The organism is Streptomyces sp. WZ.A104 (genome assembly GCF_002382885.1).
Taxonomy (GTDB): domain Bacteria; phylum Actinomycetota; class Actinomycetes; order Streptomycetales; family Streptomycetaceae; genus Streptomyces.
Genome location: NZ_NWVL01000014.1, coordinates 26,776 through 48,535, shown reverse-complemented (window position 1 = coordinate 48,535; position 21,760 = coordinate 26,776). Strand labels below are relative to the sequence as shown.

Genomic DNA, 21,760 nt, shown 5'->3' with positions numbered 1-21,760 from the left:
GGCCGTCGGTCAGAGGGCGTCCGGGCCGCGTTCGCCGGTCCGCACGCGGACGGCGGTCTCGACCGGGACGCTCCAGACCTTGCCGTCTCCGATCTTGCCGGTGCGGGCGGCCTTGACGACGACCTCGATGAGCTGTTCGGCGTCCTCGTCCTCGACAAGGACCTCGATGCGGATCTTGGGGACCAGGTCGACGGTGTACTCGGCGCCCCGGTAGACCTCGGTGTGGCCGCGCTGACGCCCGTAACCGCTGGCTTCGGTGACGGTGAGGCCCTGGACGCCGAAGGCCTGGAGGGCCTCCTTGATCTCGTCCAGCCGGTGGGGCTTCACGACCGCGGTGATGAGCTTCATGCGTCCACCTTCTTTGCCTTCGGTGCTGCCGTCGGGTCCGTCGCGGGGGCGGTGGTGCGGGAGACCGTGCCGCCGCCGGCTCCGCTGAAGTCGTACGCCGTCTCGGCGTGCTCGACCTGGTCGATGCCGGAGATCTCGTCGTCCTCGGAGACCCGCATCCCGATGGTCCTGTGGAGCACCAGGGCGATGAGGCCGGAGACGACCAGAGAGTACGCGAGGACCGCGACGACGCCGATGACCTGCTTGCCGAGCTGTTCGACACCGCCGCCGTAGAAGAGGCCCTTGGCGTCGGACTGGACACCGCCGGTGGCGAAGAAGCCGACCAGGACGGAGCCGATGATGCCGCCGACGAGGTGGACGCCGACGACGTCCAGGGAGTCGTCGTAGCCGAACTTGTACTTCAGGCCGACCGCCATGGCGCACAGGACACCGGCGATGGCACCGATCGCGATGGCCCCGAGCGGGCTGACGGCACCACCCGCGGGGGTGATGGCGACGAGGCCGGAGACCGCGCCGGAGGCGGCGCCGAGGGTGGTGAAGGAGCCGTGGCGCAGCTTCTCGTAGACGAGCCAGCCGAGGACGGCGGCGGCGGTGGCGACCTGGGTGTTGAGGAACATGACCGCGCCGACGCCGTCGTCGTTGCCGAGCCAGGATCCGGCGTTGAAGCCGAACCAGCCGAACCACAGGAGGGCCGCGCCGAGCATGACGAGCGGCAGGCTGTGCGGCCGCATCGGGTCCTTCTTGAAGCCGACGCGCTTGCCGATGACGAAGATCACGCCGAGGGCCGCGGCGCCCGCGTTGATGTGGACCGCCGTACCGCCCGCGAAGTCGATGACGCCCATCTCGAAGAGCCAGCCGCCCGAGCCCCAGACCCAGTGGGCGACGGGGAAGTAGACGAGGCTGACCCACAGGACGATGAACACCGCCCAGGCCGTGAACTTCACCCGGTCGGCCAGCGCACCGCTGATCAGGGCCGGGGTGAGCACGGCGAACATCAGCTGGAAGACGGCGAAGACGTACACCGGAATGGTGGTGCCGTCCCAGAGCTCGTTGACGCCGATGTTGCTGAGGCCGACGTAGTCGGAGCTCCAGCCGATGACCGAGCCGATGTCGGAGCCGAAGGCGAGGCTGAATCCGTAGAGCACCCACAGGATCGTGACGATCCCGAGGCTGATGAAGCTCATCATCAGCATATTGAGGGTGCTCTTGACGCGGACCATGCCTCCGTAGAAGAAGGCCAGGCCGGGGGTCATGAGCATCACCAGGGCCGTGCAGATGAGCATGAACCCGGTGTTGGCGGCAGACAGCTCGGGGGCGTCTGCGGCAAGCGTCGTGATGCCTGGGGGCATCGGCGTCTCCTCGTCGTCGGAGCGGCCGCGGCGTGCGGGGGAGGCTGCGGGACCACTGGGAAAGGGTGCGGGCCGGTCAGGAGGTGTCCGCCGGACACCCTCCGTGCGCCATGAGATTGGCTGAACGCCGTTTCCGGGGATGCCGCACGATGTTTCGCGAGCGTGACGAAGAGGAGGCGCGTGTTACGGCCGAATGAATCCGGGGTGGCGAGTCCGGTGCCCTGCCTGAGGACAGCCCTTAGGGTCTTTCGAACGACAGGCCCTGGCATGCGGCGCACACCGCATACGGTGCGGTTGAAACGCCCAGGAGCCGCGGAGGACAGAACCGGCCACGGCGTCCCTCCGGGTGACCAGGCGATGGGGGAGCCGGGTCGGGCTGTTCGGAAGGGGCGCCGCGGCCGGGGCCGGTGGTGCCGGTCAGACCGCTTCGGCGGTCTCCGGCAACTGTTCGTGGAGCAGCTCGGTGAGCCGGGCGACGTCGGCGACATCGCCGAAGTCCCTGGCAGCGGTGTCGACGGTCTTGCGCAGACGGGTGTTGACCCGTTCGGAGCGGACCTTCTTGGCGATCTTCAGGGCGCGGGTGGCGAGCACGGTGGACTCCTCGGGCTCGCGCTGGAGCAGATGGACGGTGGCCATGCCGATGAGGTTGAGCGCGTAGGAGCGCTGGTGCTCGTCGTCCTCGCCGAACAGCTCGACGGCCTTCTCCATGACGGGCTCGGCGAGGGAGGCGTAGGTGGGGCTGCGGCCCGCGACATAGGCCAGGTCACGGTAGGAGTGGGCGTTCTCCCCGTTGAGCTCGGCCTCGGAGAAGAAGCGGATCCAGTCGGGCTCGGGCTCGCCGTCGAGACCGGCGTCCAGGAAGGTGTCCTCGGCCATCCGGACGGCCCTCTTGCACTTGCTGGGCTGGCCCATGTTGGCGTAGGCGCGGGCCTCCATCGCATACAGCATGGCCTGCGTACGGGAGGTGGCGCAGTCGCGGCTGCCGTACTGCGCGAGGTGGATCAGCTCCAGGGCGTCGTCGGGGCGGCCCAGGTGGATCATCTGGCGGCTCATGCTGGACAGGATGTAGCTGCCGAGCGGCTTGTCCCCGGCCTCCTTGGCGGCGTGCAGGGCGAGCACGAAGTACTTCTGGGCGGTGGGCTGGAGGCCCACGTCGTAGCTCATCCAGCCCGCGAGCTCGGCCAGTTCGGCGGCGCAGCGGAAGAGCCGCTGGGCGGTGGGGCCGGGCTGGGGCTCCTGGAGGAGGTCGGTGACCTCGTGGAGCTGCCCGACGACGGCCTTGCGGCGCAGTCCGCCGCCGCACTGGGCGTCCCACTGCCGGAACATCGCGGTGGTCGATTCCAGCAGGTCCAGCTCGGGCGGGGAGAGCCGGGAGGGGCGGCGGGCGGCGGCCGGGGATTCCGGTTCACCCGGGCCCGGGGCGGGGACGGGCACCAGCCAGCGCTGCATGGGCTCGATGAGCGCGGGGCCCGCGGCCAGCGCGAGCGAGCTGCCGAGGAAGCCGCGGCGGGCGAGCATCAGGTCGCTGCGGGAGAACTCACTGAGCAGGGCGACGGTCTGGGGGCCGGCCCAGGGCAGGTCGACGCCGGACACCGAGGGTGACTGGTGCGCGGTGCGCAGCCCGAGCTCCTCGACCGCGACGACGGCGCCGAAGCGCTCGGAGAACAGTTCGGACAGGATGCGCGGAATCGGCTCCCGCGGCTGCTCCCCGTCGAGCCAGCGCCGCACCCGGGAGGTGTCGGTGCTGATGTGGTGGGCGCCCATCTGGCGCGCCCGCCGGTTCACCTGTCGCGCCAGCTCGCCCTTGGACCAGCCGCTGCGCACGAACCATGAACTCAACTGCCCGTTGGGGCGCTTGCCGGCCTCCGTGTCGCCTGCGCCGCTGCCACTCACTGGAACGCCCCCATCCCGCCGAAACCTCATCGCGCGAACCATTATCAGAATGCCGTGCATCAGTGCTGTCCGTGCGGGAGTTCCCAACGACATCGAACAGTAAATCGGGTTGCCCGCGGCATACCCGTGGGTGCACATACTCCCAGGGTTCGTGTACCGACGGTAATCCTACGATCACCCCTCTCGCGAGGGGGATCGCGGAAACGCCACCATTCGCCACCCCTTCGAATGAACCCGACTGCCGCCGGGCGCGCTTGACTTGAGCGACCACGACCGAGAGCGAGCGGACGGAAGCACTCGCGGGGCGCGCACGCGGTGCCGCACTCCCTTGCGCACCACCGCGCACGCCACTCGATCGAGTTGCAGCGACGGAGGGCTACCCGAGCACCGCGGGTCGTAACCACCGATGACTCGGACCCGTTGGAGGGGGTATGGGCTTCACGATCGGCGGCATCCGGGAGATGCGATCCGGTGCGCGGCGGCGCGGCCGCGGCACCGAGGGCACGGCGGTGGCCGAGTACACAGGGCTGTGGGGCTGGGCCGTGGCCCCCGGGGCGCGGGCCGAGGCCGGTGCCTGCTCGTGCGGCGATCCGGCCTGCCCGGCGCCCGGCGCCCACCCGCTGGGCTTCGCCCGGGAGGTCCCGGCGGGCACCGGACTGGAGCGCGCCGCGGACGCCTGGGCCGAGACGCCGGGCGCGGCGATGCTGCTGCCGGTGGGCCGCTCCTTCGACGTACTGGAGGTCGCGGAGCAGGCCGGGCGGCGGGCGCTGGTACGGATGGAGCGGATGGGGCTGCCGCTGGGCCCGGTCGCGGTGACGCCGACGCGCCGGGCGCAGTTCTTCGTCGCCCCCGGGGCCGCCGCGGAACTGCCCGCGCTGCTCTACCGGATGGGCTGGGACGACGCGGACCTCGATCTGCGCGCCCTGGGGCCGGGCGCCCACATCACCGCCCCGCCCTCCGACCTCGGCGGCCTCGGCCCGGTCCGCTGGCTGCGCCCCCCGGTGCTGGACACGGCGGCCGCTCCCCCGCAGGCACGGCTGCTGCTGGGGACGCTGGCGTACGTCTGCCACCGCTCGTAGAGGATGCGGAAACGGCGGACGGGCGGCAGGCTCCCCGTGGGAGCCGCCGCCCGTCCGCCGTACGGAGCGGTTCACGACCGCGCGTCAGTCGCCGATCAACGCGTCCACGAAGGCGCCGGCCTCGAACGGGGCCAGGTCGTCCGCGCCCTCGCCGAGCCCGATGAGCTTCACCGGTACGCCCAGCTCGCGCTGGACCGCGATGACGATGCCGCCCTTGGCGGTGCCGTCGAGCTTGGTCAGGACGATGCCGGTGATGTCCACGACCTCCGCGAAGACCCGGGCCTGAACGAGGCCGTTCTGTCCGGTGGTGGCGTCCAGGACGAGCAGGACCTCGTCCAGCGGGCCGTGCTTCTCCACGACGCGCTTGACCTTGCCCAGCTCGTCCATGAGACCGGTCTTGGTGTGCAGCCGACCCGCGGTGTCGATGAGGACGACGTCGGCGCCCTCGGCGATACCTTCCTTCACCGCGTCGTAGGCGATCGACGCCGGGTCGCCGCCCTCGGGCCCGCGGACCGTACGGGCTCCGACGCGCTCGCCCCAGGTCTGGAGCTGATCGGCGGCGGCGGCGCGGAAGGTGTCGGCCGCACCGAGCACCACGCTGCGGCCGTCGGCGACGAGCACCCGGGCGAGCTTGCCGGTGGTGGTGGTCTTGCCGGTGCCGTTGACGCCGACGACCATGACGACGCCGGGGGTCTCGGCGCCGCCCTCGGTCTTGACCTCGCGGTCGAAGTCCGGGCCGAGCAGGGTGATCAGTTCTTCGCGGAGCAGGGCACGCAGATCCTCGGGGGTACGGGTGCCGAGCACCCGGACGCGCTCGCGGAGCCGCTCGACCAGTTCCTGGGTGGGGGCGACGCCGACGTCGGCGGTGAGGAGGGTGTCCTCGACCTCCTCCCAGGTGTCCTCGTCGAGGTTGTCCCGGGACAGCAGGGCGAGGAGCCCCTTGCCCAGCGAGTTCTGCGAACGCGCGAGCCGGGCCCGCAGCCGGACGAGCCGGCCCTCGGTGGGCTCGGGGATCTCCAGCGCGGGCGGCGCGGGGGCCTCGGGCTCCTCGGTGACCGGGGCTTCCTCGACGGGCGCGGCGGCCTCCGGGAGGCCGACCTCGTCGATGGTGCGCCGCGCTTCGTCGCGCGGCGTCTCGGCCTCCTCGCCGACGTGGGGCTCGGCGGGAGGGGTGATGGTCGGCGTGCTCGGCGGAGGGGGCGGCAGCTGCTTCTTCTTGCGGCTGCTGACCACGAGCCCGCTGATCAGGCCGACCGCGACCAGGGCGATGACTACAGCAAGGATCAGGATTTCCATAACGGGTCCAGTATCGGCCACGAGAAGCGGGGAATCGCAGAAGGTGCGAACCCGTGACGATGCGCGTACGAGCGATCACGGGCCACCCGAGTCCGTCCGGCATGCCGTCTCCGGGCCGCCCGTCTGTGGAGCCGAGGGTGCTTGCACCCGTCAGCGCAGGGCCGCAGCCGGTCCCCCAGCGTCAATGTGCGGCGGGTACACGGCGGGTCCGGAACCAGTACGAGCGGGCGGCCACCGTCAGCGCGAGTCCGTATACGGCGAATGCGGCCATCCCGATCCAGCCGACGAGGTGCGCGTCGCCCGACGAGTGGAAATCGCCGGGCCGTATCGTGACCACGCCCGTCGTGGCCAGAGCCACGTAGCTGAGGCCGAGCACCCCGTAAGGGGCGAGGGTGGCTGCGCCGATCAGGGCGGGAGCCAGTGGGAGCCAGCGCGGCACGCGACGTCCGCGCAGGTACGGCGTCCAGCGCGGGAACACCTGACCCCAGGGACGGACCAGGCCCCACAGCAGGAAGACGCCGAGCGCGGCCAGGAGCACGGTGGCGTCCAGGCCCCAGGACTCCAGGGTGAGCCAGATCCCCGAGGCTCCGTTGCGTTCGGAGATCGCGCGCATCTCGGCACCGGACATCCCGGCGAAGGTTCCGCCGAAGGCCCAGGTCAGCTTCATCACCGCATACGGGAGGAAGGCCACCGTGCCGGCCCAGGCGGCGAACTGGACCGGCCGGGACGCCGCAGAAGGCGCCCGGACGGAGGTCACGACGGGCAGGCGTCGATCGGAGCGGGCGGTCGCTGCGAGCAGGAGCGCCCCGGCCGCCGACAGGGCGCGGTGCGCGGCCGAGGCCCAATTGTCCACGCCCTGGCCGAACATCAGCGTGATCACGTCCATCAGCAGGCTGAACGCGGCGAGCCCGGCCACCCCGCACACCGTCCACAGCAGCACCCGCAGCGCGGGCCGCATCCCGTACCGGGACACCGCCGCGCAGGTCAGCGCCGCCAGCACCCCCACCACCGTGACCGCCCAGCCCGGCGCGGAGGGCCCCAGAGTGTCCCCGGCGGGAAACACCGGGGTCTCGTTCAGCGCGCAGACCAGGCCGAAGCCGGCGTACGCCACCGCCCAGAACACCGCCATCCGGCCCGCCCAGCGTGGCCACTGCTGCCACCACGCGCGCCAGGACGTCTTCACCATCGGTACATCAGCGGTCATGTCCTCAACGTCGCATCGACGGCATCGGCCCGCCGTCAGCCACGGGAACGATCTCCCTCCTCCTGCCGGGGGAGCGCCGCGGAGACTCAGGTGTGGCTCACCGAGCGTGAGGCATCAGCGGGCGCTACGCGGGGAATTCGAAGAGGTCACCGTCAGCCGCCGGGGGCGTCCAGCACAGGCGGACGGGGAAGCCGACGCGCCCCGGCCTACACTTCTGACGCTACGTCAATTATGGTGCGCCCTGCCCGCCCGGCGAAAGGGACGCCCATGGCCTTCACGGTGATCCGGTTCAATCTCGTCGATCCCGACGCCACCCCCGTATCGCACTCGGCCCGCTACCGCGCCGCCCTGGAGATGGCGGCGTACGCGGACGAGCACGGGATCGACACGGTCCAGACCGAGGAGCACCACGGGGCGGCGAACTCCTGGCTGCCGTCCCCGTTCACGTTCGCCGGGGCGGTCTTCGGCGCCACCCGCCGGATCGCGGTGACGGTCTCGGCGATCATCGGGCCGCTGCACGATCCGCTGCGCCTGGCGGAGGACATCGCGGTGCTGGACCTGCTGAGCGCCGGGCGGCTGGTGACGGTGGCGGGGATCGGCTACCGCCCCGAGGAGTACGAGCGGGCCGGCGTCGAGTGGGGGCGGCGCGGCAGGCTCCAGGACGAGCTGCTGGAGACGCTCCTGGCGGCGTGGACCGGGGAGCCGTTCGCGTACCGGAGCCGTACGGTACGCGTCACCCCGCGCCCGTACACGCGGCCGCACCCGATGCTGCTGGTCGGCGGCAGTTCGCGGGCGGCGGCGCGGCGGGCGGCCCGGCTGGGGCTGCCGCTGTTCCCGAGCGCGCATCTGCCGGAGCTGGAGGCGTACTACCGGGAGCAGTGCGCCGAGCACGGGACGGAGGGCTTCTGCATGATGCCCGCGGAGCGTACGCCGCTGCTGCACGTGTCGCAGGACCCGGAGCGGACGTGGGCGCTGCACGGGGAGCATCTGCTGCACGAGGCGCGGACGTACGCCTCCTGGCAGTCCAAGGACATCCGCTCGGCGGTGCGCTCGGCGGCGACCACCGTGGCGGAGCTGCGCGAGGAGGGGGTGTACCGGATGGTGACGCCGGACGAGCTGAAGGCCCTGGAGGCGGACAGTCTGGTGCTGCATCCGCTGTGCGGCGGGATGCCGGTGGAGGAGGGGTGGCGGAGTCTGCGGCTGTTCTGCGATTCGGTGGGAACGCCGACTGCCCCGGCTCGGTGAGCCGGGGCAGCGCGGTGGTGAGGAGACGGGCAGCGGGGATTCAACCCATCTCCTCCAGCGCCTTGCCCTTGGTCTCCTTCACGAACTTGAGCACGAAGGGGATCGAGAGCACGGCGAAGCAGGTGTAGATGATGTACGTGCCCGACAGGTTCCAGTCGGCCAGGCTCGGGAAGCTCGCGGTGATCGCCCAGTTGGCGATCCACTGCGCGAAGACGGCCACGCCGAGGGCCGCGGCGCGCAGGCGGTTCGGGAACATCTCGCCCAGGAAGACCCAGACGACGACACCCCACGACATGGCGAAGAAGAGCACGAACGTGTGGGCGGCGATCAGGGCGACAGCTCCCTCCGTGGTGGGCAGCTTGCCGTCGACCAGGTCGGCGGAGAAGGCCCACGCCTCGACGGCGAGCGCGATCGCCATACCGATGGAGCCGACGAGGGCGAGCGGCCTGCGGCCCACCCGGTCCACGAGCACCATCGCGATCACCGTTCCGATGATGTTGATGATCGAGGTGGTGAACGAGTAGAAGAACGAGTCGGTGGGGTCGATGCCGACGGACTGCCACAGCGTCGCCGAGTAGTAGAAGGCCACGTTGATGCCGACGAACTGCTGGAACATCGAGAGGCCGATGCCGACCCAGACGATGGGCAGGAAGAAGAAGCGATTGCCGAGCAGGTCCTTGAAGACCGGCTTGTGCTCGCTGTGCATGGCCGTCTCGATCTCGGCCACCCGGGCGTCGAGGTCGATGCTCTTGCCCTCGACGTCTTCGAGGATCTTGCGCGCTTCGGCCTTCTTGCCGACCGAGATGAGGAAGCGCGGGGACTCGGGGATGGCGAACGAGAGCAGCCCGTACAGGATGGCCGGGATCACCTCTACGCCGAGCATCCACTGCCAGGCTTCCAGGCCCAGGATGTCGCCGCGCTGGTCGCCGTCGGCGACCTGGAGGATGGTGTAGTTGACCAGCTGGGAGACGGCGATGCCGATGACGATCGCGGCCTGCTGGAAGGAGCCGAGGCGGCCCCGGTAGGCGGGCGGGGAGACCTCCGCGATGTAGGCCGGGCCGATGACGGAGGCCATGCCGATGGCGAAGCCACCGATGATACGCCACATCGCCAGGTCCCAGAGCGTGAACGGCAGGGCGGAGCCGATCGCGCTGGCCGTGAAGAGCACCGAGGCGATCTGCATGCAGCGGATGCGCCCGATCCGGTCCGCGATCCGTCCGGCGGTCGCGGCGCCGATCGCACAGCCGATCAGCGCGATCGCGATGACCTGGGCGAGCGTCCCGGAGCCGACGTCGTACCGGTCACGGACCGCCTCGACCGCCCCATTGATGACGGAGCTGTCGTAGCCGAAGAGGAAGCCGCCCATCGCCGCGGCCGCGGTGATGAAGATGACATGGCCGAGGTGGTCCGGATGGGCCGCTCGGGCTCCGGACGCCGGTCCGTTCGCTGTGCTGGTCACGTGAACTCCTGATGCCTGGCCGCAAGTCAGACGTGGGGGTGAGCCTTCCCAGTGGGGCACAACATCCGGCCCGCCACCACTTGAAGGCGAAATCAACTTTGGAGAGGTTATGCGTTCAAGAAGCGAAGTCAAACAGCGGGTCTGGTCCCGTGTACCCAGGAGTGCACAAAACGTGCGTTGGACCTCTGATGATTCGGTTGGGAGTCAGCGCAGCCGCTGGCTGATGACCTTCGAGACCCCGTCGCCCTGCATGGACACGCCGTAGAGCGCGTCGGCGACCTCCATCGTCCGCTTCTGGTGCGTGATCACGATCAGCTGGGAACTCTCCTGGAGCTCCTCCATGATCCGGATCAGCCGCTGGAGGTTGGTGTCGTCGAGCGCCGCCTCGACCTCGTCCATCACATAGAACGGGCTGGGCCGGGCCTTGAAGATCGAGACCAGCAGCGCCACGGCCGTCAGGGACCGCTCACCGCCGGACAGCAGCGAGAGCCGCTTCACCTTCTTGCCCGGCGGGCGCGCCTCGACGTCCACACCGGTGGCCAGCATGTTGTCCGGGTCGGTCAGGACGAGCCGCCCCTCACCGCCGGGGAAGAGCCTGGCGAAGACCCCCTCGAACTCACGGGCCGTGTCCCGGTACGCCTCGGTGAACACCTGCTCCACCCGCTCGTCGACCTCCTTGATCACCTGGAGCAGATCGGCCCGGGTCTTCTTCAGGTCTTCGAGCTGCTCGGAGAGGAACTTGTGCCGTTCCTCCAGTGCCGAGAACTCCTCCAGGGCGAGCGGATTCACCTTCCCGAGTCGCTGGTACGCCCGTTCGGCCGCCCGCAGCCGCTTCTCCTGCTCGACCCGGAGATACGGCTTCGGCAGGTTGCGCGGGTGCTCCGGGTCCTCCGGCAGCTCCTCGCCCTCGGCCGCGGGCGACGGCGGCACGGGCTGGTCCGGGCCGTACTCGGTGACCAGCCCCGCCGGTTCGACGCCCAGCTCCTCCAGGGCCTTCATCTCCAACTGCTCGATGCGCAGCCGCTTCTCCGCGCCCAGCACCTCGCCCCGGTGGACCGAGTCGGTGAGCTTGTCCAGCTCGCCCTTCAGCCCCCGGCCCCGGTCGCGCTCGGCGGCCAGCTCGCGCTCCCGCTCGCCCTTCGCCGCCTCGGCCGACGTGCGTTCCTGGTCGGCCCTTACGAGGGACACCTCGACGTGGGCCAGCAGCTGACGGGCGCCCGAGGCCACGGCGGAGGCCACGGCCGCCTCGTGCCTCAGGCGTGCCCGGCGCTGCTCGGCGCGGGCGCGGGCCTCCCGCTCGGCGCGGGCGGCCCGGTCCAGCGAGTCGGCGCGCCCGGCCAGCGCCTTGACCCGCTCCTCGTGCGTACGGGCCTGGAGCCGGGCCTCCATCTCGGTCTGGCGGGCGTTGGCCCCGTCGGCGGCGAGCCGGTCCCGTACGGAGGTGTCGGGCTCCTCCTCCACCGGGGCCTCCTCGGCGGCCAGCAGCCGTTCGGCCAGCTCCTCGGCCTCCTCGGTCGCCCGCTCCAGGGCCTCCTGGGCGCGGGCCGCGGACGCGGTCATCCGCTCGGCCTCGCCCGCCGCGCCCCGGGCCTGCCCGGCGAGCCGCCCGAGCTGCTGGGCGACCCCGGACTTCTCCCGCTCGGCCGTCCGGCGGCGCTCCCCCAGCTCCTCGACGAGCGCGGCCGACTCCTTGCGCCGCTCCCCCGCCAGCCGCTGAGCCTCGGCCAGTTCCTCGCAGCGCACGGCGAGGTCGGCCAGCTCGGCGGCGGCCTCGTCCACGGAGGCCTGCACCTCCAGGAGGCTGGGCGCCCCGGCGGAACCACCGTGCGCGAAGTGGGCGGAGAGCACGTCCCCTTCACCGGTCACCGCGGTCAGCCCGGGGTGCGCGGCGACAAGAGCTTCGGCGTCCTCCAGGGTGGCGACGACGACGGTGTCCCGTGCGAGGCGGCGCACGGCGTTCACCAGGGCGACGGGGCCGGAGACCAGGTCGGCGACGGCGGGGGCGGTGGGGGCGGCGACGCTTCCGGTACGGCTTGGAGCGCTGCCCCCGGTCTCCGTACGGCCTCCCCCGCAACCCGGCGCACCGCTCTGCGCGGGCAGCGGGGCCCGGTGGGCGGCACCGGGTACGTGCGAGGGCTCGGCGCCCGGGGGACCGGACTGCCCCGGTACGTGCCCGGCCCCGGCTTCCGCGACGCCCCCGTCCCCGTCCCCGTCCCCGTCCCCGTCCCCGTCCCCGTCCCCCAGGAGCATCGCCGCGCGCCCCGCGTCCCGTTCGCGCAGGAGCCTGATCGCCTCGGCGGCCGTGGCCGGGCCCGTGACCGCCACCGCGTCCGCCGCCGCGCCGAGGGCTGCGGCGACCGGGATCTCGTAGCCGGGCGAGACGGTCAGCAGTTCGGCGGCCGGGCCGAGGAGGCCGGTCAGCCGGTCCCGGGCCCCGAGCAGCGCCCCCGTACCGTCCTTGCGGCGCAGGCCCAGGGCCAGTGCCTCGTGCCGGGCCGCGACCGCCGCCCGCCGGCGCTCGGCGGCGGTGGCGTCCTCGCGGGCGGCGCTGTGGGCGGACTGGGCCTCGGCCAGGGCCTTCTTGGCGGCCTCGTGGCGGGCGGCGAGCTCCTCGTCGTCCGCGTCCAGGCCGTCGACCTCGGCCTTGAGCTGTTCGTACTCCTGCTGGGCGGCTCGTGCCCGTTCCATGGCCTCGTCTCGGGATGCGGCCAGGCGGTCGATCTCCGCCTGCGCCGAACCGGCCCGGCTGCGGGCCGCGTTGACCTGGCCGTTCAACCGGGCGAGCCCCTCGCGGCGGTCGGCGATGGCGCGGGCCGCGTCCTTGAGGCGGCGCTCCTCGGCGGCCAGTTCGCGTTCCAGGTCGGCGCGGTGGCCGACGGTGTCCTCCAGCGCGTGTTCGGCCGCCTCCAGGGCCGCCGTCAGCTCCGCCTCCTGCTCGCGGATGCGGGCGGCCTCGCGCTCCAGGTCCTCGGGGTCACGGCCCCGGCGTTCCTCGGTGGGGGCCTGGGTGGCGCTGCGGACCCGGGCGTCGGCCAGCGAGATCGTGCCGCGTACCCGCTCGGCCAGCTGCGAGAGCTCGTACCAGGTCTGCTGGGCGCGCTGGAGCCGGGGGGCGAGCCGGCGCACTTCGCCCTCCAGCTCCGCCTCGCGGTCGAGCGCCGCTTTCAGTTCGGCCTCCGCCGCGTCCTTCCGCTTCTTCAGCTCGGCCTCGTCGGCGATCTCGTCGCGCAGCGCGTCCCGCAGGGTCACCAGGTCGTCCGCGAGGAGCCGGAGCCGGGCGTCGCGCAGGTCGGCCTGGATGACGGCGGCGCGGCGGGCGACGGCGGCCTGGCGGCCGAGCGGCTTGAGCTGGCGGCGCAGTTCGTCGGTGAGGTCCTGGACGCGGGCCAGGTTGGCGCCCATCGCGTCCAGCTTCCGCAGTGCCTTCTCTTTCCGCTTGCGGTGCTTGAGGACGCCCGCGGCCTCCTCGATGAAGGCCCGGCGGCCCATCGGGTCGGCGTGCAGGACGGAGTCCAACTGGCCCTGACCGACGATGACGTGCATCTCGCGGCCGATGCCGGAGTCGGAGAGGAGTTCCTGGATGTCCAGCAGTCGGCAGGTGTCGCCGTTGATCTGGTATTCGCTGCCGCCATTGCGGAACATGATCCGAGTGATCGTCACTTCGGCGTACTCGATGGGCAATGCGCCGTCGGAATTGTCGATGGTCAGCGATACCTCGGCGCGGCCGAGCGGGGGCCGCCCGGTGGTCCCGGCGAAGATCACGTCTTCCATCTTGCCGCCGCGCAGGGATTTGGCTCCCTGTTCCCCCATGACCCAGGAGAGCGCGTCCACCACATTGGACTTTCCCGATCCATTGGGACCGACGACGCAGGTGATCCCCGGTTCGAACCGCAGGGTGGTGGCGGACGCGAACGATTTGAAACCACGCAGGGTCAGGGCCTTGAGGTGCACGCCGCCGGACTCTACCTTTCCCTCTCGGTTTCACTGATGAAGGTGCAGGGCACATCAGACGGTAAGCGAAGGCCGGTACGCCCGGGGCGGGGTCGGGCGGAGGGGATCCGGCAAAGAAAAAGGGACGCCGAAGCGTCCCTGTGAATCTTGCTACGGTCCTGCGCGGCACATCGCTCTACCGTGACGCAGGACGAATCAGAGGTGTTCAGAGGCTACTGAGCCGTTGCCGACCCGACCGGCCCCCGTGAGGGCCACCGCGGTCAGGTCAGCGCCGGCTCGCCCTGGGGTACGTCGATGTCGATGCTGTCGAGCAGTGACTCCTGGTGCTGGGCGGCGGCGTTCAGCGCGTCGTTCTCGCCCTGGATCCGGGTGAGCTCGGATTCCAGGTCCTGGACGCGCTGCTGGAGCCGTCGCATCTCGGCGAGGAGTCGCGGGTCGGAACCGCCGACGTAACCGAGAAGCGCCTTTGCCATGATGGATGGTCCTCCACAATGAGTGACCGACCGATGCGGTGTGGGTCGTCAGGGGATCGCACCCGCGGTGCTCGGCAGGGCTCTGTCACTACTGCGGTTCTGCTGATTGTCAGCTCTACCGAACAGCTCAGGTGCGCGGGGTTTTCAGCGTCTCACCAAAAAGTTTGACGGTCAACACGATCACGCCCTGTGTACTCGGGTGTCCCGGGGGCGCGCGGCCGGACGATCATGCGGCGCGACTCTCCTGCGGGACCCCGAGGGGCGTGCAGATCTTCGTCAATGCCGCAGCCTTGCACGACATTCGATATCTGGCAACCATCGGTCGCCGCCGGGTCCCTTCGCAGGTCATTTCGGGTGCGGGGGTCCGGGTGGGCACCGCGGGTGACCGTTCGGCGCGCCCCGTTCACCAAGCGGATCGACCGGCCCCCGGCGACGGGATCAGCGGATGGCGAACCCGTCGTATCCGCCGCGCGGCGTGTCCCAGATCTCAGTGACGCCGTCCACGCGCCCGGGTGTGTCGTCGGAGCGCAGCCAGTCCAGCAGACGGTGGCAATTCTCACGTGGCCCCTCGGCCACGATCTGCACCCTGCCGTCGTCGAGATTGAGGGCGAAGCCCACGAGGCCGCCGATCTCCAAAGCATTTGCCCTGGTGAACCAGCGGAACCCTACTTGCTGTACCCGGCCGCGTACCCAGACGACGAGGCGCGCATCTTTGTCCATGCCCGAACGCTAACCGGCCAATTGCTCTCGAAGCACGCCGCCCCCTTTCACCCATGGGCTACAGTCCGGTCGCAATAGCCTCACTCGATCGGGTGAGTATCGGATGGACGTCGACGAATAGTCGATCATCCGGCATTCGATCACCAGAGCAGTCGAACGGCGTCGCAGGGACGTCCGGAGCATCAGGAAGGCACAGCGCATGGGACGCCACCGACGATCCGCCGCAGGCCCCGCCGCTGAAGAACCCGTGGCCCGGGACGCTTCCCGGCACAAGGGCGCGCGCCGCCGGAAGAGGTCCTCCGTCCCGGTGCGCACCGGCCTCCTCGGCGCCTCGGCCGCCGTGGCCGCCGGCGCCGTCGCCGTCGCTTCGGGTCTGCTGCCCGGCGGCGGCACCACCACCTCCGGCGAGGTCACTGCCGCCGACCAGGTGCGCACCGGCGTACCGGACCTGCTGACGCAGGGCGGCAGCTCCACCGCGCCCGCCGACCGGTCCGCCGCCCCCACCAGCCGGGGCAGCGAGCGCCCGGAGGCCCCCTCCGTCAGGACCCCGAAGACGCCGTCCAAGAGCGCTTCCGCCTCGCCCTCCACGAGCCCGTCGAAGACGCCCTCGAAGTCGGCGTCGCCGTCCAAGGCCCCCTCCGAGAAGCCGTCCGCCGCCCCGTCCGAGAAGACGAAGGCGCCCACCACGGCCCCGAAGAAGAGCGCTCCCCCAGCGAGCAGGGCCCCGGCGCCCCCGAAGACCTCCGCCGCCCCGCCGCCGAGCCGGCAGCCCTCCCCCTCGCCCACCGACGCCTCCGCCCGCTCCGAGGTGCTGGCCCTGGTGAACCAGGAGCGCGCGAAGGTCGGCTGCTCCCCGCTGGCCACCAGCGCCCCGTTGACCTCACTCGCCCAGAACTTCAGCGAGGACATGGCGGCGCGCGGCTTCTTCGACCACACCGACCCCGACGGCGACACCCCCTGGGACCGCGCCGCGCAGGCCGGCGTGCAGGGGCTCGCAGCGGAGAACATCGCCCGCGGCCAGACGGACGCGAAGGCCGTGATGGATGCCTGGATGAACAGCGACGGCCACCGCGCGAACATTCTCAACTGCGACTACAAGACCATCGGCATCGGTGTGCACGAGGGCTCCGGCGGCCCCTGGTGGACCCAGAACTTCGGCTTCTGACCCACAGGCACCCCCGTAAGCTGGTGATATGGCCAGCGATACGGACAGCCTCGCCTTCGATGTCTTCTCCCGGCAGTGCCCTTCGCGCTCCACGCTGGAGGACGTCACCGGCCGCTGGGGCGCCCTGACGCTCGGCGCGCTGTACGAGGGCGGCTTCCGGTTCAACGAGCTGCGCCGCCGGGTGGACGGGGTGAGCGAGAAGATGCTCGCCCAGACACTGCACGCGCTGGAGCGCGACGGTCTCGTCCTGCGGGAGGCCCAGCCGGTCAGCCCGCCCCGTGTGGACTACGAACTGACCCCGCTCGGCCGCGAGGTCGCCGGACAGCTGCTCGCCCTCATCCGCGTCGTCGAGGACCGGATGGACGAGGTGCTGAGCGCCCGGGCCCGTTACGACGAGGCGCGCGGCGGCCGCTGACAGCGCGGGCAGTAGTAGCTGGACCGGTTCATCCAGGCGCGGCGGCGCATCGGCGTGCCGCAGCGGTGGCAGGGCTCGCCCTCCCGGCCGTACGCGTCGAGCGACCGGTCGAAGTAGCCGGACTCGCCGTTCACGTTCACGTACAGGCTGTCGAAGCTGGTGCCGCCCTGGGCGAGCGCCGCGTTCATGACGTCCCGGGCGTGGCCGAGCAGCTCGGCCGACTTCGGGCGGGTCAGGGTCGCGGTCGGCCGGTCGTAGTGCAGCCTGGCGCGCCAGAGCGCCTCGTCCGCGTAGATGTTGCCGACACCGCTGACGAGTGACTGGTCGAGCAGCGCGCGCTTGACGGTCGTACGGCGCAGGCGCAGCGCCTTGTGGAAGGCCGCGTCGTCGAAGAGCGGGTCGAGCGGGTCCCGGGCGATGTGCGCGATGGTGTCGGGCAGTCCGTCGGGGGTGGTGGCGTGGAGCGAGAGCCCGCCGAAGGTGCGCTGGTCGACGAAGCGCAGTTCGGTGCCGAGGGTGTCGTCGAACCGCATCCGGATCCGGAGATGCTTCTCGTCGGGCGCGTCCGTGGGCTGCACCAGCAGCTGCCCGCTCATCCCGAGGTGGCCCAGCAGCGAGGCACCGGCCTCCTCGATGGGCACCCAGAGGTACTTGCCCCGGCGCATCGCCGTACCGAAGCGGGCCCCGCGCAGCCGGGCGGCGAAGTCGACGCCGCCCGCGAGGTGCCGGCGGACCGATCGCGGGTGCAGGACCTCGACCTCGGTGACGGTGCGGCCGCTGACCCAGCGCTCAAGGCCCCGGCGGACGACTTCTACCTCGGGCAGCTCGGGCACGATGCACTACTCCAGACACGACGACGGTAGTACGGGAGCGGCCTTGCGCAGACCGCGTCCCGGACGGGGAACCCAGGACAGGGAAAACCCCCCGGTGCGCAGGGCACCGAGGGGTTCTCGTTCCGCTTCAGGCAGGAGCGGCGTCCGTGCTCGGCGACGGTTCGGCAGGGGTGTCGGCGGCCCCTCCGTCGGCCGCGGACTTCTCCGCGGCCTGCCGTGCCTCAGCGGCGGCGCTGATCTCGCGCCAGGCGGACTCAGCCGCCTGCTGCTCCGCTTCCTTCTTGCTACGGCCGGTGCCGGTGCCGTACGAGACACCACCGACGCGAGCAGCAGCAGTGAAGGTCTTCTCGTGGTCCGGGCCGGTCTCCGTGACGAGGTACTCGGGGACTCCGAGGCTCTCGCTCGCGGTGAGCTCCTGGAGGCTGGTCTTCCAGTCCAGGCCGGCGCCGAGGTTCGAGGACCTGTCGATCAGCGGGTCGAAGAGCCGGTGGACCAGCTCCGAGGCCGCGCTGAGGCCCTGGTCGAGATAGACCGCGCCGATCACTGCTTCCAGTGTGTCGGCGAGGATGGAAGCCTTGTCCCGGCCACCCGTGCCCTCTTCACCGCGGCCGAGCCGGATGAAGGAGCCGAGTTCGAGGCCGCGGCCCACTTCCGCAAGCGCACGCGAATTGACCACCGCGGCCCGCAACTTGGCCAGCTGGCCTTCGGGCAGGTCGGGGTGGGTGCGGTACAGCGTGTCCGTGACCACCAGGCCGAGCACCGAATCCCCGAGGAATTCGAGCCGCTCGTTGGTGGGCAGACCGCCGTTCTCGTATGCGTACGAACGGTGGGTCAGCGCACGCACCAGAAGGGCGGACTCGAGGTGATACCCGAGCCGCCCTTCCAGAAGCGTGTGGGACGAGGCTGTGTTGACGTTGTCTGCCTGCTTCTTGGCGTTGGACAACTCAGACATCGGGCCTCTCACCAGCCGCTCAGACCTCGAGGACCTGGCGCTTGTTGTAGGTGCCGCAGCTCGGGCACGCAATGTGCTGGAGCTTGGGCTCCTGGCAACGCTCGCACGAAACCAGGGTGGGGACCGCAGCCTTCCACTGCGACCGGCGGTGGCGCGTGTTGCTGCGCGACATCTTCCGCTTCGGAACAGCCACGGCTACTTCTCCTGCTTCTCGTCGACGCCCGGTTCGGCGCCGCCCATGTTGTCCTTCTCGCCGTCCTGAACGGTCTCGGCGAGTCCTTGCAGTGCCGCCCAACGAATGTCGACGGCATCGTGGTGGTGGCCCGGGTTCTCGTCCAGCCTGATTCCGCATTCGGAACACAGACCGGCGCAGGTCTCCTTGCACACCGGCTGCATGGGCAGTGCGAGCACTACCGCGTCACGCAGCACTGACTCGAGGTCGAACAAGCCGTCCTCAAGGAAGAACCTGTCCTCGTCGTCCTCGGCGTCGTCGGCCGGGTCCGCAGTGCTGCGGCCCCGGTCATCGGCGTCAGGGTACGAGAACATCTCCTGGAAATCCGCGTCGACCTCGACGGTCAGCGGCTCCAGACACCTTACGCACTCCCCCTCGGCGGTTGCACGGGCGGTGCCTGTGACAAGCACCCCTTCCATGACCGATTCGAGTCGGAGGTCCAGCTCCACGGGTGCGCCTTCCGGCACACCGATGACGCCGTCGATACCGAGAACCGGTGAACCGGGTGCGTCCACCGAGCGGGTCAGCCGCTTCAGGGCACCGGGACGCCGACCCAGCTCGTGCGTATCGAACACGAGAGGGTTGCGGTGGTCGAGGTGGCCGTTCAGGGCTTTTCCTGCTTTCGAATCATGGGGGTCGCACGACAGAGGGGAGGGCCGACCCGGTCCGGAGTCGAAACGGGCAGCCTGGATCGCGGACCTACGCGCGACCGAGGATTCAGGATACTGGACGGACCGCTCAGCACCCAATCGGACCAGCCCGTCCCGGATCAGCGGCCCTCTTCGTACCGGCGCAGCTGCTCCAGGTCGATCATGCTGGTGTCGAAGAGGCTCGTCTCGTCCAGCGCCCCGCCGCCCTGCTGGCCGGGCGCCTGCGGGGGCTGCTGAGCCTGCTGGGGCCAGCCGTAGTCCGGCTGGGCCTGGGGCGGGGGCGGGTACGCGTTCGGGTCGTAGCCGGTCTGCCGGTAGGCCGCGTACGGGTCGGGTTGCTGCTGGTAGCCGTACGGGTCCTGGACACCCTCGCCGCCTTGCTGGAGAGGCTGCTCCTGGTAGCCGTACGCCGCCTGCGCATAGGTCGGCTCGGGCTGCGGCGGCTGCCCCTGGTAGTGCGGCTGCCCCTGGGGGGCCTGCTGCGGTTGCGGGGTGGCGAGCTCGGCCAGGCCGGCCAGATAGTCGGCGTCGCTCGTGTGGCCCTGGCCGGCCGCGGCGTCCTGGGCGGCGATGTGCGCGCCGAGGTCGTCGGTGGCGACCCGGCCGTGCAGCTTCTGCCGGCCCCTGCCGACCGCCTCCAGGGTCTTGGCCAGGACGGCTTCGAAGGCGCCGAACTTGGCGTCGACGTACGCGTCGGCCCGCTGTCGCAGGGTCTCCGGGTCGGCGCTGCGCTCGGGGGCCTCGGCGAAGTCGGGGTCCTGGTAGCCCTGCTCGTCCAGGCCCTGGCCGCGGCCGAGCAGCTTCTCGCGGCCGCGGTCCACGGAGCCGATGGTCTTGGTGAGGACGACCTCGAAGTTGGCGAGCTTGCTGTCGACGTAGTCGTCGGCCTCGGCACGCACCTCCTCGGCCTCGCGGCGGGCCTCGGACAGGATCCGGTCGGCCTCGCTCTGCGACTGGCGGGCGATCTCGGTGTCGGAGATCAGGGAGGCCCGCTGGGCATGGGCGGACTCGATGATCCGCTCGGCCTCCTGCCGGGCCTGCTCGGCGAACTGTTCGTGGCCGCCGATCAGCTCCTGCGCCTGGGCGAGGGAGCCGGGCAGCGCCTCACGCACCTCTTCGAGCATGGCGAGCAGCTCGGCGCGGTTGACCACGCACGAGGCCGACATGGGCATGGAGCGGGCGTTTCCGACCGCTTCGACGATCTCGTCGAGCTTCTTCTGCACGTCCACCGTGTGCTCGCCACTCTCTGCCGCTCCGCTGGAGCCGCTGTTCTGTTGGAGACGGACGGGACGACTGTAAGGCCAGTCGGCCGCCGTCCGACACCTCGTGACGGGCCGTCAGCGATTCACTGTTCGCCCAGGCGCTCCATGAGCGCTTCGTGGACCGTGGGCGGCAGCAGGTGGGAGACGTCACCGCCCCAGGTCGCGACCTCCTTGACCAGCGAGGACGACAGGAAGCTGTACGTCGGGTTGGTCGGCACGAAGAGGGTTTCGACGCCCGAGAGGCCGTTGTTCATCTGGGCCATCTGGAGCTCGTAGTCGAAGTCGCTGACGGCCCGCAGGCCCTTCACGATCGCCGGGATCTCCCGCTGCTTGCAGAAGTCGACCAGCAGGCCGTGGAAGGACTCCACCTCGACGTTGCCGAAGTCGGCGGTGACCTCGCGGATCAGCTCGATCCGCTCGTCCACGGTGAACAGCCCCTTCTTGGACTGGTTGATCATCACCGCGACGTGCACCACGTCGTACAGCTTCGAGGCTCGGCCAATGATGTCGAGATGTCCGTTGGTGATGGGGTCGAAAGACCCCGGACAGACGGCGCGGCGCACAGTGATTCCCTCGCTCTCCGGTCCGGTCATCGTGCGTCTTCGCACGTAGCGGCGGCGCGACCGTACCAAAGCGTTCCCTCGCCGTAGCGACGGGCCCGCAGTGGCTCGAATCCGGCGGGCCAGCCGAATTCTCCGCCCCGGGTGCTGCGTTCCACGGTGACGAGCGCATCGCCGGTGAGCCACCCCTGAGCACGGAGTGTGAGCAGGATCTCGCGAAGATCGTCATCGGTGACGGCGTACGGCGGGTCCAGGAAGACGATGTCGTACGGGTCGGCGGGCGCCGGTCCTGTCACGATCTGTTCGGCTTTGCCGGTACGCACCTCGGCTCCGGGCAGGCCGAGCGTGCGGACGTTGTCGCGGACGGTGCGGACCGCCTTCTGGTCGGCCTCGACGAGGAGGGCGTGGACCGCTCCCCGGGAGAGCGCTTCGAGGCCGACGGCGCCGGATCCGGCGTACAGATCGGCGACCCTGGTCCCCTCCAGGGTGCCGAGCAGCGCCTGCCAGGTGGAGAACAGGCCCTCGCGCGCACGGTCGGATGTGGGGCGGGTGCCGGTGCCGGGCGGGACGGCCAGGCGGCGTCCGCCGGCCGAGCCGGCGATCACGCGGGTCATGGGTGTCGGATCCTCGGGGTCGTGGGCGGGTGCGGGGGCCGGCGGCGCGCGGTGGGCGCG

The 21,760-nt window shown here is 71.0% G+C and carries 20 protein-coding genes; 4 read left to right on the top strand and 16 right to left on the bottom strand.

The genetic code is table 11. From position 1 onward, the window contains the following. Positions 1–9 precede the first annotated feature (9 nt). The 3 genes from CIB93_RS10330 to CIB93_RS10320 form a co-directional block, all read right to left on the bottom strand. Positions 10–348, bottom strand: a complete 339-nt coding sequence (locus tag CIB93_RS10330; protein WP_003965965.1) for a P-II family nitrogen regulator — start codon at positions 346–348, stop codon at positions 10–12. Next, positions 345–1,697, bottom strand: coding sequence for an ammonium transporter (locus tag CIB93_RS10325; protein WP_096626338.1), 1,353 nt, complete (start codon positions 1,695–1,697; stop codon positions 345–347). Before CIB93_RS10325 ends, CIB93_RS10330 begins: the two co-directional genes overlap by 4 nt. Before the next feature lie 417 nt (positions 1,698–2,114). After that, positions 2,115–3,590: a hypothetical protein gene (locus tag CIB93_RS10320; RefSeq protein ID WP_096626336.1), complete on the bottom strand. Its 1,476-nt coding sequence runs from the start codon at positions 3,588–3,590 to the stop codon at positions 2,115–2,117. A gap of 431 nt (positions 3,591–4,021) precedes the next feature. Here CIB93_RS10320 and CIB93_RS10315 point away from each other — a divergent pair, with 431 nt between their 5' ends. Next, positions 4,022–4,669, top strand: a complete 648-nt coding sequence (locus tag CIB93_RS10315; protein ID WP_096626334.1) for a bifunctional DNA primase/polymerase — start codon at positions 4,022–4,024, stop codon at positions 4,667–4,669. Between the two features lie 84 nt (positions 4,670–4,753). Here the strand turns inward: CIB93_RS10315 and ftsY are convergent, their stop codons facing one another. Both ftsY and CIB93_RS38775 read right to left on the bottom strand, forming a co-directional pair. Then, positions 4,754–5,965, bottom strand: coding sequence for a signal recognition particle-docking protein FtsY (ftsY, locus tag CIB93_RS10310; RefSeq protein WP_096626332.1), 1,212 nt, complete (start codon positions 5,963–5,965; stop codon positions 4,754–4,756). Positions 5,966–6,146: 181 nt separating this feature from the next. Then, positions 6,147–7,169, bottom strand: a complete 1,023-nt coding sequence (locus CIB93_RS38775; protein WP_257002129.1) for a hypothetical protein — start codon at positions 7,167–7,169, stop codon at positions 6,147–6,149. Between the two features lie 267 nt (positions 7,170–7,436). On the opposite strand from CIB93_RS38775, the gene CIB93_RS10300 reads away from it, so the two are divergent. Further along, positions 7,437–8,414 carry an LLM class flavin-dependent oxidoreductase gene (locus CIB93_RS10300; protein ID WP_096626330.1) on the top strand — a complete coding sequence of 326 codons (978 nt, stop codon included), beginning with the start codon at positions 7,437–7,439 and terminating at the stop codon, positions 8,412–8,414. Positions 8,415–8,454: 40 nt separating this feature from the next. On the opposite strand, the gene CIB93_RS10295 is transcribed toward CIB93_RS10300, so the two are convergent. The 4 genes from CIB93_RS10295 to CIB93_RS10280 form a co-directional block, all read right to left on the bottom strand. After that, positions 8,455–9,873, bottom strand: coding sequence for a sugar porter family MFS transporter (locus tag CIB93_RS10295; protein ID WP_096626328.1), 1,419 nt, complete (start codon positions 9,871–9,873; stop codon positions 8,455–8,457). Positions 9,874–10,077: 204 nt separating this feature from the next. Next, positions 10,078–13,824 carry a chromosome segregation SMC family protein gene (locus CIB93_RS10290; protein WP_096626326.1) on the bottom strand — a complete coding sequence of 1,249 codons (3,747 nt, stop codon included), beginning with the start codon at positions 13,822–13,824 and terminating at the stop codon, positions 10,078–10,080. A gap of 260 nt (positions 13,825–14,084) precedes the next feature. Beyond that, positions 14,085–14,297, bottom strand: a complete 213-nt coding sequence (locus CIB93_RS10285) for a hypothetical protein (RefSeq protein WP_073213902.1) — start codon at positions 14,295–14,297, stop codon at positions 14,085–14,087. Positions 14,298–14,735: 438 nt separating this feature from the next. Then, positions 14,736–15,017 (bottom strand): acylphosphatase, encoded by a 282-nt coding sequence (locus tag CIB93_RS10280; RefSeq protein ID WP_096626324.1) that lies wholly within the window; start codon positions 15,015–15,017, stop codon positions 14,736–14,738. Between the two features lie 199 nt (positions 15,018–15,216). On the opposite strand from CIB93_RS10280, the gene CIB93_RS10275 reads away from it, so the two are divergent. Both CIB93_RS10275 and CIB93_RS10270 read left to right on the top strand, forming a co-directional pair. Beyond that, complete coding sequence (locus CIB93_RS10275; RefSeq protein ID WP_096626322.1) at positions 15,217–16,182, top strand: CAP domain-containing protein; 966 nt, start codon at positions 15,217–15,219, stop codon at positions 16,180–16,182. A 28-nt stretch (positions 16,183–16,210) separates the two neighbouring features. Continuing rightward, the gene (locus CIB93_RS10270) at positions 16,211–16,597 is read left to right on the top strand and encodes a helix-turn-helix domain-containing protein (protein ID WP_096626320.1); all 387 of its coding nucleotides are present in this window, start codon (positions 16,211–16,213) and stop codon (positions 16,595–16,597) included. Here the strand turns inward: CIB93_RS10270 and mutM are convergent. From mutM to rsmD, 7 genes are all read right to left on the bottom strand, one after another. Continuing rightward, the gene (gene mutM / locus CIB93_RS10265; RefSeq protein ID WP_096626318.1) at positions 16,570–17,430 is read right to left on the bottom strand and encodes a bifunctional DNA-formamidopyrimidine glycosylase/DNA-(apurinic or apyrimidinic site) lyase; all 861 of its coding nucleotides are present in this window, start codon (positions 17,428–17,430) and stop codon (positions 16,570–16,572) included. The genes CIB93_RS10270 and mutM overlap by 28 nt on opposite strands. Before the next feature lie 127 nt (positions 17,431–17,557). Then, positions 17,558–18,382, bottom strand: coding sequence for a ribonuclease III (gene rnc, locus CIB93_RS10260; protein WP_096626316.1), 825 nt, complete (start codon positions 18,380–18,382; stop codon positions 17,558–17,560). A gap of 19 nt (positions 18,383–18,401) precedes the next feature. Continuing rightward, positions 18,402–18,575, bottom strand: coding sequence for a 50S ribosomal protein L32 (gene rpmF / locus CIB93_RS10255; RefSeq protein ID WP_003965982.1), 174 nt, complete (start codon positions 18,573–18,575; stop codon positions 18,402–18,404). Between the two features lie 2 nt (positions 18,576–18,577). Further along, a complete protein-coding gene (locus tag CIB93_RS10250) occupies positions 18,578–19,189 on the bottom strand; it encodes a DUF177 domain-containing protein (RefSeq protein WP_096626314.1) in 612 nt (203 codons plus the stop codon). A 194-nt stretch (positions 19,190–19,383) separates the two neighbouring features. Further along, entirely contained in the window at positions 19,384–20,493 is a 1,110-nt protein-coding gene (locus CIB93_RS10245; protein WP_096626312.1) for an ATP synthase F0 subunit B, read from the bottom strand. Between the two features lie 116 nt (positions 20,494–20,609). Beyond that, positions 20,610–21,089 (bottom strand): pantetheine-phosphate adenylyltransferase, encoded by a 480-nt coding sequence (coaD, locus tag CIB93_RS10240; protein ID WP_179500055.1) that lies wholly within the window; start codon positions 21,087–21,089, stop codon positions 20,610–20,612. A 26-nt stretch (positions 21,090–21,115) separates the two neighbouring features. Beyond that, positions 21,116–21,700: a 16S rRNA (guanine(966)-N(2))-methyltransferase RsmD gene (rsmD, locus tag CIB93_RS10235; RefSeq protein ID WP_096626308.1), complete on the bottom strand. Its 585-nt coding sequence runs from the start codon at positions 21,698–21,700 to the stop codon at positions 21,116–21,118. Between the last annotated feature and the right edge of the window lie 60 nt (positions 21,701–21,760).

What these genes read in the sequence shown, in the direction of transcription:
- ftsY (WP_096626332.1), bottom strand. Translation starts at nt 5,965, where the DNA reads ATGGAAATCCTGATCCTTGCTGTAGTCATCGCCCTGGTCGCGGTCGGC.
- CIB93_RS10315 (WP_096626334.1), top strand. Translation starts at nt 4,022, where the DNA reads ATGGGCTTCACGATCGGCGGCATCCGGGAGATGCGATCCGGTGCGCGG.
- CIB93_RS10270 (WP_096626320.1), top strand. Translation starts at nt 16,211, where the DNA reads ATGGCCAGCGATACGGACAGCCTCGCCTTCGATGTCTTCTCCCGGCAG.
- CIB93_RS10325 (WP_096626338.1), bottom strand. Translation starts at nt 1,697, where the DNA reads ATGCCCCCAGGCATCACGACGCTTGCCGCAGACGCCCCCGAGCTGTCT.
- CIB93_RS38775 (WP_257002129.1), bottom strand. Translation starts at nt 7,169, where the DNA reads ATGACCGCTGATGTACCGATGGTGAAGACGTCCTGGCGCGCGTGGTGG.
- CIB93_RS10300 (WP_096626330.1), top strand. Translation starts at nt 7,437, where the DNA reads ATGGCCTTCACGGTGATCCGGTTCAATCTCGTCGATCCCGACGCCACC.
- rsmD (WP_096626308.1), bottom strand. Translation starts at nt 21,700, where the DNA reads ATGACCCGCGTGATCGCCGGCTCGGCCGGCGGACGCCGCCTGGCCGTC.
- rnc (WP_096626316.1), bottom strand. Translation starts at nt 18,382, where the DNA reads ATGTCTGAGTTGTCCAACGCCAAGAAGCAGGCAGACAACGTCAACACA.
- CIB93_RS10330 (WP_003965965.1), bottom strand. Translation starts at nt 348, where the DNA reads ATGAAGCTCATCACCGCGGTCGTGAAGCCCCACCGGCTGGACGAGATC.
- CIB93_RS10285 (WP_073213902.1), bottom strand. Translation starts at nt 14,297, where the DNA reads ATGGCAAAGGCGCTTCTCGGTTACGTCGGCGGTTCCGACCCGCGACTC.
- CIB93_RS10275 (WP_096626322.1), top strand. Translation starts at nt 15,217, where the DNA reads ATGGGACGCCACCGACGATCCGCCGCAGGCCCCGCCGCTGAAGAACCC.
- CIB93_RS10280 (WP_096626324.1), bottom strand. Translation starts at nt 15,017, where the DNA reads ATGGACAAAGATGCGCGCCTCGTCGTCTGGGTACGCGGCCGGGTACAG.